Consider the following 13,447-nt stretch of genomic DNA (forward strand, 5'->3'; position numbering starts at 1 on the left):
TGTATAGGTTCCATGAATCTTTCTTTTCCCTATTTGCACACTTCCAAATCGCTTCCACCTTTTTTATTCCTCTTAAACAGGGTAAATTCCTTAATAGCATCCATTTTTTCACGGCATAAAAAAAACGCCATGGTCCGGCGCAAGGTTCATACGAGCGTAAGCTTATTATTTTTATTGAAGGTTCTGGCAAACTCGCTGATTGATTCCAGATCCAAGGTTGACTGGTCCTGGTTGACTCCGCTGACGTTTTTCACGACCATTTTCTCAAAGAAGTTCATCTTGGAAAAAATGAATTCACCGCCGAAAAGCCCTTTGGCAATGGCTGTTTCCCTCAGTCTTTCTGGAAAGGCATGATCGAATTGAGCATGCGCTTCCTGGCCTTCCCGCATGCAGCATAGGAAAAGGCCGACGTTCTTCCTTTCAAGAATGTCCATATTTTCCTTCATGAACCTTTTTACCTTCCCCTGAATGCTCCCAGCGTGGATGGATCCCCCAATGATGACGGCATCGAAAAATTCGAGGTCCGAATAAAGCTTTGTCCGCTGCAAATTCAGGACCACCACGTCTCCTTCGATTTGCTTCCTTAGAAGGTGTGCCGCTTTTGCAGTAGTACCATGTGTTGAGCAAAAAACAATCAAGCATTTCATTGGATCGCCTCCATCATGGTCTCTGGTCAATTTTCCGTACAAATATCCATTTGGGTCCATTATATCGTTATGTTCGCAGGAGATCACAAAATAATTTTGACGGTTTTCTAACATTTCCCAAATACTCTATGATAAAAAACGGCGATTTTCCCTTTCCAGTTCGAGCAATAGCTGCTTCATCTCAATCCCGCCCCGGTAGCCTGTCATTGAACCATTTTTCCCGATCACACGGTGACATGGGATCACCATCAATACTGGATTCGCTCCGATTGCGGTTCCGACTGCCCTGACAGCTGATTTCTTATTGATTCTTTCGGCAATCTCCCCATACGAACAGGTTTCCCCATACGGGATGGCCATAAGGGCTTCCCAAACCTCCTCCTGGAATGGTGTCCCCTTTACATCGACAGGCACAGAAAAGGACCTTCTGCCTCCCTCAAGGAATTCCGCCAATTCCATTGTATATCGCTGCAGAGCTTCCCGGTCTTTTATCAAAAACGCTTCGGGAAACTGCTTCTTGATTTTCATTTCAAACTCCTCGAAAGCTTGATCGGGTGTGCCGACATAACAGAGGCCATATTCTGTCGCGGCTACATATAGCTCCGTCTTATAAAAATCAAGCTTCGTCCATGCAATCTCTTGTCGTCTGGTTCCCTGCATTCTTCATTCGCTCCTTTTTCCGGCAGATTGCTGGCGTGCTGCCATTTTTTCTTGACCATTATCAAAGAAAGGGTCTCGAAAACCCGGTTGATGGATGATCGCGGCATCCCGGCTTCCTTCACCCATTCAAGTGCTTTCTCAAGTCCCACCATCCGGGTATATTCGGCACGCGGCAAGCTTGAACAGCCACTGGAGATGGAAGGGACTTCGATGGAATAGATCGGCCCCAGTTTCCATGGCCATATTCGAGCAGCAGTCCCAATCAAAGCCCGACCCATTCCTCCCCCGTCGGGACCGGGTCATCCAGCTTCATTTCCGTTTTGTTCGAGCGTTAAACAGCACTTCTTGAGAATACACATTCTCTTTATTCAGCACCCTCGGCTTCCAGTATTTTTGCCGGCAATAAATCCCGGTTTTTTTTCGCATTAAACGGAAACCTCTATCCATGATGATTTCGTTTGTCGGCAGCGGATAGAACCCGGTTTTTTACCGCATAAATCGAAACTTCATCATACGCATCACCACAGTCCACACTTGTCCTCCAGTACTTACCCAGAATCGGCGCCATAGATATCGCTCTAATATAAGTATAAACTGAACCATCATGAAGAAAAGGTTTGTTTAATGAAAACGCAAGAAATGATAATTTTGAAGTTACAAAACAAGGAAAAATATGAATAAAGTATTCAGAATTTTCTTTACTCTTAACAGATTACACTTTACGATAAGAATGGGATGGCAAACATCCCCTATTAATTGGAAAGGGGGAGTAAACGATGAACAATGCAAAGAAACAGCTTATTTTTTCAAAAGAGGACGATGGCCCATAGTAAGGAAGGAGAATGTGAATGGCACAACTGAATAAGGCAATTGAAATTGTTCGTTATCATGAAGGTCTTGCCGCAGGGATCGCGAAAATGTGGAACATGAGCCGTGACAGCTGGGGCGGCGATACCCGTGTCATGACCGAAGAGCAGGTAAAGGCAAAAGAAGCCAATTCAGATAATATCGAGCTTTATCTCGCAATGGATGGCGAAGAAGTTGTCGGCTATTGCGGTTTGTCCAAATATAAAGAGGATACCGGATCCTTGTATATTCCCCTGCTGAATGTCCGGCCCGATTACCATGGACATAAAATTGGGAAAAAGCTTGTCCGGATGGCGCTGGAAAAAACAATCGAACTAGGCTGGCCGCGCCTTGACCTTTACACTTGGCCAGGGAACACGAAAGCAGTCCCGCTATACAAAAAGTGCGGGTTTTTTTGGGAAGACCGCGATGACACAACCCATTTGATGAACTTCATTCCCCAGGTCCTGAACACTCCATTGTTGAGGCAACACTTTGTGGAGCTTGATTGGTATGAATCCAGCATACGGCAAATCGAAGTGAATCCGGACGGCGTCAAGAAGAATGGATTTTCTTTTTACGAATACAGCTGGCAGAACGAAACGAGGCAGCTGCGTGTCCAGTTTGAACGGACCGGACGGGGGATCAGCCTGATTGAGACAGACGACTTCCTGCTTGAGATTTCAACGGAAAGCCATGAAGTGATCGAGCAGGATGAGCTCAGCTTCCGGATCAGGATCGTGAATAAAGGAACGGCGCCTCTTGACGTTAGAGCCTTTGGAACCGGCAATGAGCGTGTTGTCTATGATTTGGAGGAAGAATTGACTGTGGAAGACGAGGCAGTCCTCCCCGGCATTTTCACCGTAAAAAAAGGGGAAGAACCAAGCATTTGGCGGACCCACCCAACACTCGCTGCTACCATCACAATCAATGGTCTCGAATGTGAGCTGAAGCTTGGCCTTTTCCCTGTCCAGCCGGCTAAAATCAAAGCAGTCTATTTCGGGAACTTATGCTTTTTAAATAAAGGAACATACGTGGAATTAGAAATCAAAAACCACCTTAATGAGGATGCTGATTTCGAAATCTGCTTTCCTCCTATCCAGCAGGCGGAATTGGAGCGGGAACAGTTTACATCCTGGATTCCTTCAGGCGGAAGAAAGAAGCTCTCCATTCCCTTAAGGGTAAAACAGTACGGATTCTGCAATCCATTGCTCTCCATTAAAGCAAGGAAGAAGGACGGCACGAAATTGTCCTTCGAACAAGAAATCGCTGTTGCCTTTAAAGGGATCGGCGAGAAGTTCGGCGGTGAAACGAAGGATCACTGGCATATCTTCAACGGGCTTGCCCAGGTGAATGTCCGGAAACGGGATTTGCTGATGACTGCTGGAAGGAATCAAAAAGCGGAGCAGCCCTGCGCCCTTATGGCTCCTAAACTCGGAAAACCCTATTCACTCGAATTCACGAAAAAGAAGCCTGCTTCTGTGATTTGGGAGGCAAATGATTCATCAATCTTGCTCGAAATCAGGCTTGAATCGTCAGAAATGGAAGGGATTCATCTTACACAGGCGTACCAGCTGTTCAGTGAAGGAATTGTCCATAGCTGGGGCGAAGTCGAGAACAGCGGATCGATTACCCATCCTGAAGTCGCACTTAGCCAGCCCATTTACCACGAACTAGGGAAAACCTACTTCCCCCTTGATGGAAAGGTTGTCCGTTTTTCCGAAAGCAAACCACTTGAAGTTGGCGACTTGAACCCTTCCAGTATCACAGGAAACTGGTATTTCAGTGAAGACAACGGAGAGCCAATAGGCGTTTCCTGGTCACCTGAAAGCAAGGCTGCGCCTGAAGGGTGGCAATTCATCATCGAGGACAGGTTCGGCAGGATGGAACCTGGAGCGAAGCATGCCTCTGGCAAAATCACTTTAGCAATAGGGACCTTCCAGCATGTGGACGAATTCAAGGCCTATGCCGAGCAAATGCCGGTGAAGAAAACAGAAGAACCAGCGGATGAGCTGGATTTTCGGCTTGAGCGGATGATTGCCTCCCCTGCCGCAGAAATCCCGTTCACCCTGAAAACATATCGGAACAGCTATCTTGACGGGAACTTGACAATAAACGCGGCAGGACAGGAATGGGATGCCGGGTCGATCGTGCCCCAGGAAGAAAAGGTGATCCATTCGGGAACGTTTCCCTCTCCAGGCAATGAGCCGGTATCCATCCTATCCGCTATTTTCAGCGAAAAATACAGGACATCCGTTTTTTCCGAGCTGCTTCTGCTTCCTAACGGGAAGGTAGGCACAAGCATTGCTGAAGATGGTTCGTTATCCGCATCTAACGGGAGGCTTGAACTTAAAACCAATCCCAGTTATTATCCTGGCCTATACTCCATCATGGTCGATGGCCAGGAATGGCTCGACCATTCCTATCCGGAACGGACTGCAAAAGCCTGGTGGAATCCATGGGCTGGCGGCATGAAAACGGCCCCGTCAGGAATCAATACTTTTTCGCTTTTAAAAGAAAAAACTTCGGCAGCTGCATCTGAACGGCTGGACAGTGCGGGGAATAAATGGAGCGGTATCGCCATCACAACCGAAATCACTGAGAACGGACATTGGAAAGGAGCCGTCTATGTTCAATACTATTTGATGCTGCCCGGTGTGCCGGTACTGGCCTCTTTCGTTGAATTGAAAAAAGACGGCGGTAAAATAGTGGAAAGTGATCTCTGGGTGACAGATCTGTTCATCGGCTGTCCAGACCTCACGGAGCTTGGGGTGTCAGTTACCGGAAACAGTCACACGCAATCTTATCGTGCAGGCCTTCAGGAAATCCCATTCTTTTTGAATGAGGATAGTTCTATTTCTTTTACAAATAGGCCGGAAAAACTGTATTTCATTCCCGGCAAGGATAGTGGACAGATAGAGGGATATATGAACAAAGATGCCTTCCAGCTTACCGTAAAGCAGCCAGGGATGCCGGAATATAGCCGCGCAATGACCGATCCACTGTTCTTGCTGTTCGATGATCGCGTACTATCCGCAGAGCTTGTGAAAAAGCTGAAAAGAATCCAATTTCCGAAGGAGAGCCCATGAAAGTAATCGATGCACACATGCACCTTTCAACGATCAGATCTTTCCGGCAAACAGCCGATAAGCTGTCATTTGTCGACTACTCCCCAGCGGGAATCATTAAGGAATACCATGATGCCAACGTTGTTCTCGGCATCGCCATGGGGCTGACGGAAACCGACCGAATGGGTTTTCCTGATGATGCCGCGGCCACACCGATGGGCCTCGACATGGATAACGTTCCCGACTGCATTTTTTGCTGTGCGGGCGTGAATCCGTATGATTTGGACGCGAACGCCCTTCGCCGGCTTGAGGCTGAGCTGCAAAAAGATAAAACTGTTGGAATCAAGATTTATCTCGGTTACTATCCTTTTTACGCTTATGATGAAATATACGGACCGGTTTACAAGCTGGCTGCTGAATACGAGATGCCGGTTGTCTTCCACACAGGGGATACATATTCGGAACGTGGTTACCTGAAGTATTCACACCCGCTCGCGATTGACGAAGTAGCCGTGAATCATCGGGATGTCAATTTCATGATCGCCCATTTTGGCGACCCATGGACACTGACAGGCGCCGAGCTTATCTACAAGAACCCGAATGTGTTCGCCGATCTCTCCGGATTGATTGTCGGCACGGAAAAAGATCTGATGAAACGAAGCCAGGGCCGTTTCCTTGACCATTTGCGCCATGCACTTGAATTTGCCGACTCCTACGATAAATTGCTGTTTGGCACTGATTGGCCCCTGATTCCAGTCGCTCCTTATATCAAATTCATCAAGGCACTGATTCCCGAGGAGGACCACAAAGCCGTGTTTTTCAACAATGCTTTAAAACTGTTCCCAAAAATCAGGCAGTTTGTTGATTGAAAGTTGAAAGCCCCATTATCATACCGATAATGGGGCTTCTCTTCTTTCCTTAAAACATGATTGCGTCTAATGAGTATTTACCCGCTCCAGTCAGCGCGATGCCGACAGCAATCGCGATCAGGACGAGGTTGTATTCATAACCATTCTGGGTAGCCCAGAGACCGTTTGCACCGTGGACCTTGGCAATCGCGCCGCCCATTGTCACCGCAATCATGAGCCCTGCCAGCGGGGTAAGCAAGCCAGCTGCGAAAAGAAGACCGCCGCCCAGCTCGGCAAGACCGGCCAAAATTGCCATTGTCACACCTGGTTTGATCCCGATCGATTCCATCCAGCCTCCTGTGCCTTTCACTCCGTAGCCGCCAAACCAGCCAAACAGCTTTTGCGCTCCATGGCCAACAAACAGCAAGCCAATGACCAATCGTATGATCAGTAATCCTAAATCCATCATGATTCATTCCTCCTAATATTTCTACGAGATTGTTTATCTCGAATTTGAGATTTTTTAATTCAAGATATATGATACAGCTTCTCTCCACATCCGTCAATGAAAAAATCCTAAATAGACGTGTGGGAAGTCGATGCCAAAGGTGAAGCGGTTTCTGGACCGATTGATTTTGCTGCAGGGTGAGCCATCTTTCCTGAACGTGGCAACTGTTCTGTTTTCGCCAACGCCCCTAAGATTGCAGCCAAAACCGCCTGCGAGGGAGAGACTGAAGCCCCAACCCGCAAAACAAGGCACTTAGGCACCTTTTTTCAGGTAAGAAATGCCCACCCTTTTCAAAAGGATGGGCTTTGGACTATAAAAAGAAAACAAGTATCTGTGCGGCAATCGCGACAAAAATCAGCGCGAATGGATAAGCAGCTGCATATGCAATCGAGGGATCCTCCGAATCAATCAGCTGGTTTGTCGCCCCCAAACCGGGTGTGCTTGTCATCCCGCCGCATAACGCCCCTAGAGAATGGATGACACTTAAGCCAAACAGCCTCCTTGCGATGAAAAAGCCGGCAATGACAGGAAGGGTTGTGATGATTGCTCCGCCGATTACCAGATTGAAGCCCTCCTGCTGGATGACGTCGACAATGCCTCTTCCAGCGGTTGTTCCTGCACCTGCAAGGAACAGAACGAGCCCGATATCACGGATGACCTGGTTCGATGGCTGATAGTAACGCGCGTGGATCGGACCGAGTTTGCCGAAGTGTCCGATAATCAGTGCGATGAATAGCGGTCCTCCCGCCACCCCAAATGTAATCGTTCCCAGCCCAGGCATATGGATTGGCAGCATCCCTGCCATGATCCCAAGCAAGAGCACAAGGCTGAGCGAAAGGATGTGGACATTGGTCACGGACAACTTCTTTTTACTGAACAGCTTTTCAATATCATCGAGCCGGTCTTCGCTGCTGACAAGCGTCAGTACATCTCCGCGCTCAAGCCGCCATTTCGGTTTTTGATTGAATTCAAAGCCGCCGCGCTCGATCCGGGTTACCGTAACCCCATATTTCTGCCTTAATTCCAGCTCTTTGATCGTCTTCCCTATTAAATCAAGCGAATCGACGGTTACTTTCCGCAGCTTTATATGGTCATGATTTTCAAAGTTTGTCTTCACTTCTTTTCCGACATCGCCGCACAGCCGCTTCAGGTCGCTGAGAAGACCGACCGCGACAAGCCGGTCGCCAATAAGTATGACCGTGTCATTCAAGGCAATGATATTGCGGTCACCGCGGATGACCCTGCTGATGACTACAGAATCGTACTGGTTGAACCTCAGTTCCTCCAGCGTCCTTTTATTGACAGAAGGGTTGGTGACCTCGATGGTCATGGCTTCAGGAGATTCGGCATTGCGGATCGGCCCGGCTTTCTTATTCAAATCTGCTGCTAAATCGATTTTCAATACACGCGGCAGGATCTGGACGAACAATACAACAGCAAGCACTCCAAAGGGATAGGCAATCCCGTAGCCGACTGACGCCAGAGGGTCGCCGGTTGCCTGAAGAGCGGCTGCAAGTCCTGGGGTGCTTGTCAAAGCCCCCGTCATGATGCCGATGCTTAAAGCTGGCGACAAATCGAACAACTTGGATACGAGGATGGTTGTGACCGCGGCAACAAACACAATCAACAAACCGATGATGCCAAACACGGCCCCGCTCGATTTCATCATCCTGAAAAAGCGCGGGCCAGCCTGGAGGCCTACCGCTACAATGAACAGGCCAAGTCCAAGCTGCTGGATGACCGGCGAAACCTCGTAGCCAAAATGCCCGAACACCATTGCCGCCAGCAATACGCCGGACGTGCCAAGGCTCAGGCCGCGTATTTTGATTTCTCCGACCATAGAGCCAAGAAATAATATGACAAAAAGTAAAATTAATGGTTCTTCAAGCAACTCAAGTATACCGTCCACTGATGATTCCTCCATTGATACCGTACTCGGCCTTCCCATTGACTAGAATATCACGCAGAAACACTTTCCTGTTCCCCATTCGTGACTAATTGGAGAAGGAACTTTCCTATTCCTTTTACCCAACTCTGGATTTTTAATTGGTCCGCTTTCCTTGCTTCTTTTTCTTCAAAACCACATTTTCACTGGGATGTGTTGCTTTCCTCAAAAGGCCGCTGTCTTCGAGCCCAGACAATGGGTTGGGCGGCAGGATTCTCTCCAGAAAAATCAATAGGGGAAGCCCTGTGGATCCTTCAAGTACCCATGGTGCATCTTGCCCGTCCGCGAAACCAAAAGTCGGGGGCGCAAAGAAACTTGCATGCCATCAGCTCTCTAATAAGAGCCTTCTGAGAATGGCTGATCAAGCAGCCTTTGATGCTTAGCTTCCAGCTTGTGTATATGTTCCAATTCTTCCAGCAGGTCATGGATGGACAACAGTTCATAAAAAATGACTGCTTCCTCTGAAAACCGCTGGGACTGTGGTTCTCTGTCCTCGACTTCTTTTTTCAAAAGCGCAACCAACTCGCTGACGAGTGCAGCATGGCCATCATCGATCGTAAAATCAGCGTCAAAAAGGGTTGTCTTCATCGATTTGCCCATCTCGCTGATGACATGCTGTTTTTCCCGATCGAGTTCAAGCGAGGGAAGCGACAGAAGATTCCCCAGATGGTAATGGATTTGCCTTAAGATTGCCAGCTTTTTATATTCGTAATGAAGGCTTCTCATATCTTTTCGGTCGGAGCGGTGCAGCTTCCACTCATCCTTTTGATAGGTACAGAGCGTTTCAATCGATTCCAGCTTTTTGAGCAGTTGCCGGAAATCCATTTTTGTAGTCTGGTGCAAAGGCTGGTTTTGAATGATTTCAAGGATCCTTTTTTCCAACATGTTCCCCGTATCCCTGACAGCCTGCCCAATTTTTTCCTGGATTGGCCGGGAATAGTCAGGCCGGATGACCAGCAGGTTCACCAATGTCGAAACGGTCAACCCAATTCCAGTGGTCCCCAGACGGACTAAAAAGGAAGCGAAATAATTATCCTGTACCGTGGAAATCATTGCCACCCCAGTGAGGACTGCCACCAGCGCCCCATCATGCAGACGGAGCCGGTGACAGGCGATGATGGTCGCTACGGCAACAAGCATATACGTAAGCGGGCTCGGTCCAAATGCAAAGTTGAATACAACGGAAAAAGCAGCGCCAATCGCCGATGCCGGAAAACGGACAAAGGCTTTTTTTATCGAATCAGCAGCAGTTGGTTCAACGGTGACAATCGCGGTAATGACCGCGAACATTGGCGGCCAGTCAAGCCAGTCACAAATAAGCGCCGTCAGGAATACAGCAATCCCCGTCTTCAGCACCCGTCCGCCAACAAAATTAAACCTTTTAAACACATTCATCGGACATTCCTCTTTTAAAGCCATATATTGATTCATTATAACAAAACGGAGGCAGCAATGAAGCAGGAACAAAAAACGAGAGCGCCCATTCAGCCCCGCCCAGCCCCGCCGTCCGATCAAGATTGCCTCATCCTGTGGCAACGTCGGCTCTAAGCCATCCGTGTCCTTCGAAGGCTTGACAGTGAGGAAATTGGCAGCACTGAACCGTCTCGAGGAGCTTAGCCTGATTTTGGACCACATGTAAAGAATTTAATAATTACATGTTAAGTAATGAAAATGCCCCTCCTTTACAGAGGGGCATTCATACTAATTGATGATCATCACATTGCCGTCCACTTTGACCCCTTCCGGAACTTGGATATAAAGGAAGCCATGGTTGAAGAAAACTGTTTCATGATTGAAATATATATTGCCATCATCGGAAAACTGGCTGAATGGGAATGGCAAGGAAAACTTAGCAAACTCCAGTTTCAGTGGCGCAGGCGGATAAATGACAATATTCGCGCCTTCAGCTTCGAGCTGGGGAGGTGGAATTCGATCCGAAATATCAACATTCTCAATGTATGATTTCGATCCGTAATAATATGCTGCGGCCTCCCCTTCCAGACCTGGTACACTTTCAACAAAAGTCAGCATATAGAAATCACTGATAGCCGATTTGATAGACATGCTGTTTCCCTCAAGCGGAATTTTCCATTTCTCCTTTACTTCAGCACCTTTTATTTCATCAATCCTGCCGCTTTCGATCAGCCGAACATAGTCATTCTGGAATTCCCGCTGCCGCTCGATATCCCCACTGCTGACCGCCCTGCCCGCAAAGTGTTCCTTAGGAGGCAGTATAAAAGACAGAAGCGAGACGGCGGCGAGCACAATCACATATGCGAGAAACACCATTGAAGCCCGGTTTCCCTTGAGCATCCTTGGCAGCAAAACTTTGCTGAGAATGACACCAAACGTCAGCAAAATAATCAAAAAAACAACTATTGGAAAGACTGCGACCATTACTGTCTGACCTCCGTTCTATTCGTTGTGAATATGGCAATTCCAAAAGTGATCGAAGATACGAGCAGCACTTTCAGTGTGAACAGCCAAAAGGATGTTTCCCCGCCGAAAAATTTTGAAATATCCGGGATCAAAGCAGGTTGTTCAGGAATAAAGGCCTCGATGAAAATGCTCCCGAAGAAAACTGCCGGCAAGAGGAGAAGAAACAGCTTGTTCTTCTGGACAAGCATTCCAGCCAAGTAGCCGAATGCAGTGAATAAGAAGAGGTATAGAATGGTAGCAGCCAGGCCAGCCATGAATTCCGGGACGCTCAGTACCATGCTGGAGAGATAGTCCCTGTCTAGCTTAAGCAAACCGATGACCTTCAGGACTTGGGTCGAAAACAGCGTAGTCATGCCGCCTGTTATACTGGCCACGATCAAGAAAAGGACATTTGCTATATGGCTTGTAAGCCTATTGGCAATGAAGGCATAATCATCGAAACGGTATGCCTTGGTCGTCATGATAATCGCTGAAATAAACGCCCAGATCATCGTGAAAGCAAGAATCATATTGCCACTGTAATATCTCAAATCGTACTCAAAGTTGTCTATGCTGCCTCCCTGATTCGCTTCCCCGCTCAACGAAATCAGGATAGCCAGAATCTGCACGATCATTAAGGAAGTGAACATGCCGCGGTAAGATTTGAGCTTCAAGCGGACTTGTTTCCGGACGACCTCCCACATCTTAACGTCAGCTAAATACATCATCAATCCCGCCTTTCCTTTTATCTGTTAAAAACGAGCAGAGATCCTCAAGGGCGACTTTCGAAAAACTGAGGCCGCTCCTGATTGCCGATTCCTTTTGTTCCTCGGAAATTGTATTTCTGACTACGGCATACATGCCGCCGTATCCTGTCCTGATTTTATGGAAGACTTCCTGCTCTCCAAGCCAGCTGCCAACCAATCCTTCTTCCCCACTGATTCCGATGGCATAATCCCTTAACTCCTCTACTGGAAGATGCAACAGTTTCGTACCTTCTTTTATAAGAAGCAAATCCTCTAGAAGGTCCTCCAGCTCGGTTAAATGGTGGCTGGAAACAAGGATGGTCCGTGGATATGCAAGGTAATCCTTGAGGAGAGCCCTGTAGAAATCTTTTCGGACGCCAGCATCCATCCCGTTGGTGGGTTCATCATAAATGGTCAACGGACATCGCGCCGCCAAGCCTAATATAGCGTGCAGGGTGCTTTTCATCCCCTTGGAAAGCTGATCATGGGTTGATTTTGGATGAAGGGAAAAATAATCAAGCAATTTACTGGCAAGTTCCTGGTCCCAGTTAGGGTAAAAATCTCCAGCCGTTTCAAAAATTTCATCAAGAGTCATTGAGGATGGCAGATTCATATTTTCGTCGATAAAAATCAGATTGGCTGACACCTTTAAATTATTGAAGGGATTTTCATGGAAAACCCGGACTTCTCCTGAAGTTGGGCGGATAAATCCAGCTGCGATTTTCAGTATCGTTGTTTTCCCAGCGCCGTTCCTGCCGATCAATCCGGTAATCTTCTTCTCTGCCAATGAAAAAGTAAGGCCGTCGAGGGCTTTCTTTTTCCCATAAAGCTTCGTGACCTCCTTGAACTCCAGAATATTCATTTCCCTTCCCCCTTTAAATCCTGCTTTGCTTCCAGGATCATATTGATTAATTCTTCATCACTGATTTGAAGATACGCTGCTTCCTGGACCAGTTCAGACACCAAGGTTTTCAACGTCTGGTTCCTCCGCTTTTCCAGGATGATTTTCCTCGCTTCGCCTGACACGAACATCCCCAGCCCCCGCTTCTTGTACAGGATTTGATCATCAGCTAACATATTCAATCCCTTCGCTGCAGTTGCGGGATTGATATTCAACATCTCGGCAAGCTGGTATTGCGAGTATACTTTCTGATCTACTTTAATGCTTTCGCTGAGTATTTCCGTCTCAAGCCATTCTGCAATCTGAACATAAATCGGCTTCATACTGTCGGAATTCAGAATCAAATCCCCACCTCCTGGCATAGTGCATTACTCCTGTAATGTACTATACCTAATTTAACAGGATTTAACAAGAGCGTTTACGGATTTTTATCGGTTTTTCGTAATTGGGCCTTGGGATTTCCATTAATATTGCAAGGGAACCCGCAGATTTCGGCATAAACTGAATGATTCTTCTGGCTGTTCCCTCGCCTTCAAAAAGACCAGCTATATTTTTGGGCATACAAAAACCCCTTCACCATCGTGAAGGGGGGTCGCATTCATAATACTTTTTGTTTCTCATCAGGACTTTCCAGCTGCATTTTGTTCAATTCGAGGCGCATTTTCTCTGTTTCCAGCAGGAAATTCTCATGTTTGAGCCGTTCTAATTCAAGCTGATCTTCAAGCATATCACGCTTAATACGGGCCATCTTTTGGAAATGCGTGGCCACAATCGCAACAATCGGAATCAAAAAGGCAATAGCCCAGCTATCAATCAAAATCAATCACCTCAGATTAATTTCCTCATTATTCAAATGATAA

General features: G+C 47.3%; 13 protein-coding genes. 2 read left to right on the forward strand and 11 right to left on the reverse strand.

Translation table 11 applies throughout. The features are described 5' to 3' along the window. Positions 1–146: 146 nt before the first annotated feature. The 3 genes from JJQ88_RS02690 to JJQ88_RS02700 form a co-directional block, all read right to left on the reverse strand. Complete coding sequence (locus JJQ88_RS02690) at positions 147–647, reverse strand: flavodoxin domain-containing protein (protein WP_210364183.1); 501 nt, start codon at positions 645–647, stop codon at positions 147–149. Between the two features lie 126 nt (positions 648–773). After that, positions 774–1,307, reverse strand: coding sequence for a methylated-DNA--[protein]-cysteine S-methyltransferase (locus tag JJQ88_RS02695; RefSeq protein WP_210364184.1), 534 nt, complete (start codon positions 1,305–1,307; stop codon positions 774–776). Further along, entirely contained in the window at positions 1,238–1,585 is a 348-nt protein-coding gene (locus JJQ88_RS02700; RefSeq protein WP_210364185.1) for a hypothetical protein, read from the reverse strand. Before JJQ88_RS02700 ends, JJQ88_RS02695 begins: the two co-directional genes overlap by 70 nt. A gap of 570 nt (positions 1,586–2,155) precedes the next feature. Between JJQ88_RS02700 and JJQ88_RS02705 the strand changes: the two genes are divergently transcribed. Next, positions 2,156–5,242, forward strand: coding sequence for a GNAT family N-acetyltransferase (locus JJQ88_RS02705; protein WP_210364186.1), 3,087 nt, complete (start codon positions 2,156–2,158; stop codon positions 5,240–5,242). Then, entirely contained in the window at positions 5,239–6,090 is an 852-nt protein-coding gene (locus JJQ88_RS02710; protein ID WP_210364187.1) for an amidohydrolase family protein, read from the forward strand. The genes JJQ88_RS02705 and JJQ88_RS02710 overlap by 4 nt, the downstream gene beginning before the upstream one ends. A 49-nt stretch (positions 6,091–6,139) precedes the next feature. Here the strand turns inward: JJQ88_RS02710 and JJQ88_RS02715 are convergent, their stop codons facing one another. The 8 genes from JJQ88_RS02715 to JJQ88_RS02750 all read right to left on the reverse strand — a co-directional run bounded on the left by JJQ88_RS02715 (position 6,140) and on the right by JJQ88_RS02750 (position 13,404). After that, a complete protein-coding gene (locus JJQ88_RS02715) occupies positions 6,140–6,538 on the reverse strand; it encodes a DoxX family protein (RefSeq protein ID WP_210364188.1) in 399 nt (132 codons plus the stop codon). A gap of 349 nt (positions 6,539–6,887) precedes the next feature. After that, positions 6,888–8,486, reverse strand: coding sequence for an aspartate:alanine exchanger family transporter (locus JJQ88_RS02720; protein WP_349237088.1), 1,599 nt, complete (start codon positions 8,484–8,486; stop codon positions 6,888–6,890). A 369-nt stretch (positions 8,487–8,855) separates the two neighbouring features. After that, positions 8,856–9,917, reverse strand: coding sequence for an aromatic acid exporter family protein (locus JJQ88_RS02725; RefSeq protein ID WP_210364190.1), 1,062 nt, complete (start codon positions 9,915–9,917; stop codon positions 8,856–8,858). Between the two features lie 306 nt (positions 9,918–10,223). Continuing rightward, positions 10,224–10,919, reverse strand: a complete 696-nt coding sequence (locus JJQ88_RS02730; RefSeq protein WP_210364191.1) for a hypothetical protein — start codon at positions 10,917–10,919, stop codon at positions 10,224–10,226. Further along, positions 10,919–11,668, reverse strand: coding sequence for a hypothetical protein (locus JJQ88_RS02735; protein ID WP_210364192.1), 750 nt, complete (start codon positions 11,666–11,668; stop codon positions 10,919–10,921). The genes JJQ88_RS02730 and JJQ88_RS02735 overlap by 1 nt, the downstream gene beginning before the upstream one ends. After that, the gene (locus JJQ88_RS02740; RefSeq protein ID WP_210364193.1) at positions 11,652–12,548 is read right to left on the reverse strand and encodes an ATP-binding cassette domain-containing protein; all 897 of its coding nucleotides are present in this window, start codon (positions 12,546–12,548) and stop codon (positions 11,652–11,654) included. The genes JJQ88_RS02735 and JJQ88_RS02740 overlap by 17 nt, the downstream gene beginning before the upstream one ends. Next, positions 12,545–12,931 carry a GntR family transcriptional regulator gene (locus tag JJQ88_RS02745; RefSeq protein WP_210364194.1) on the reverse strand — a complete coding sequence of 129 codons (387 nt, stop codon included), beginning with the start codon at positions 12,929–12,931 and terminating at the stop codon, positions 12,545–12,547. The genes JJQ88_RS02740 and JJQ88_RS02745 overlap by 4 nt, the downstream gene beginning before the upstream one ends. A gap of 254 nt (positions 12,932–13,185) precedes the next feature. Next, complete coding sequence (locus tag JJQ88_RS02750; RefSeq protein WP_246860888.1) at positions 13,186–13,404, reverse strand: hypothetical protein; 219 nt, start codon at positions 13,402–13,404, stop codon at positions 13,186–13,188. Positions 13,405–13,447 lie beyond the last annotated feature (43 nt).

The sequence above is a fragment of the Bacillus sp. REN3 genome, from assembly GCF_017912555.1.
Classification (GTDB): domain Bacteria; phylum Bacillota; class Bacilli; order Bacillales; family Cytobacillaceae; genus Mesobacillus.

Excerpts from the sequence above, each read along its gene's own strand:
- JJQ88_RS02690 (WP_210364183.1), bottom strand. The coding sequence starts at position 647 with ATGAAATGCTTGATTGTTTTTTGCTCAACACATGGTACTACTGCAAAA.
- JJQ88_RS02695 (WP_210364184.1), bottom strand. The coding sequence starts at position 1,307 with ATGCAGGGAACCAGACGACAAGAGATTGCATGGACGAAGCTTGATTTT.
- JJQ88_RS02700 (WP_210364185.1), bottom strand. The coding sequence starts at position 1,585 with ATGGGTCGGGCTTTGATTGGGACTGCTGCTCGAATATGGCCATGGAAA.
- JJQ88_RS02705 (WP_210364186.1), top strand. The coding sequence starts at position 2,156 with ATGGCACAACTGAATAAGGCAATTGAAATTGTTCGTTATCATGAAGGT.
- JJQ88_RS02710 (WP_210364187.1), top strand. The coding sequence starts at position 5,239 with ATGAAAGTAATCGATGCACACATGCACCTTTCAACGATCAGATCTTTC.
- JJQ88_RS02715 (WP_210364188.1), bottom strand. The coding sequence starts at position 6,538 with ATGATGGATTTAGGATTACTGATCATACGATTGGTCATTGGCTTGCTG.
- JJQ88_RS02725 (WP_210364190.1), bottom strand. The coding sequence starts at position 9,917 with ATGAATGTGTTTAAAAGGTTTAATTTTGTTGGCGGACGGGTGCTGAAG.
- JJQ88_RS02730 (WP_210364191.1), bottom strand. The coding sequence starts at position 10,919 with ATGGTCGCAGTCTTTCCAATAGTTGTTTTTTTGATTATTTTGCTGACG.
- JJQ88_RS02735 (WP_210364192.1), bottom strand. The coding sequence starts at position 11,668 with ATGATGTATTTAGCTGACGTTAAGATGTGGGAGGTCGTCCGGAAACAA.
- JJQ88_RS02740 (WP_210364193.1), bottom strand. The coding sequence starts at position 12,548 with ATGAATATTCTGGAGTTCAAGGAGGTCACGAAGCTTTATGGGAAAAAG.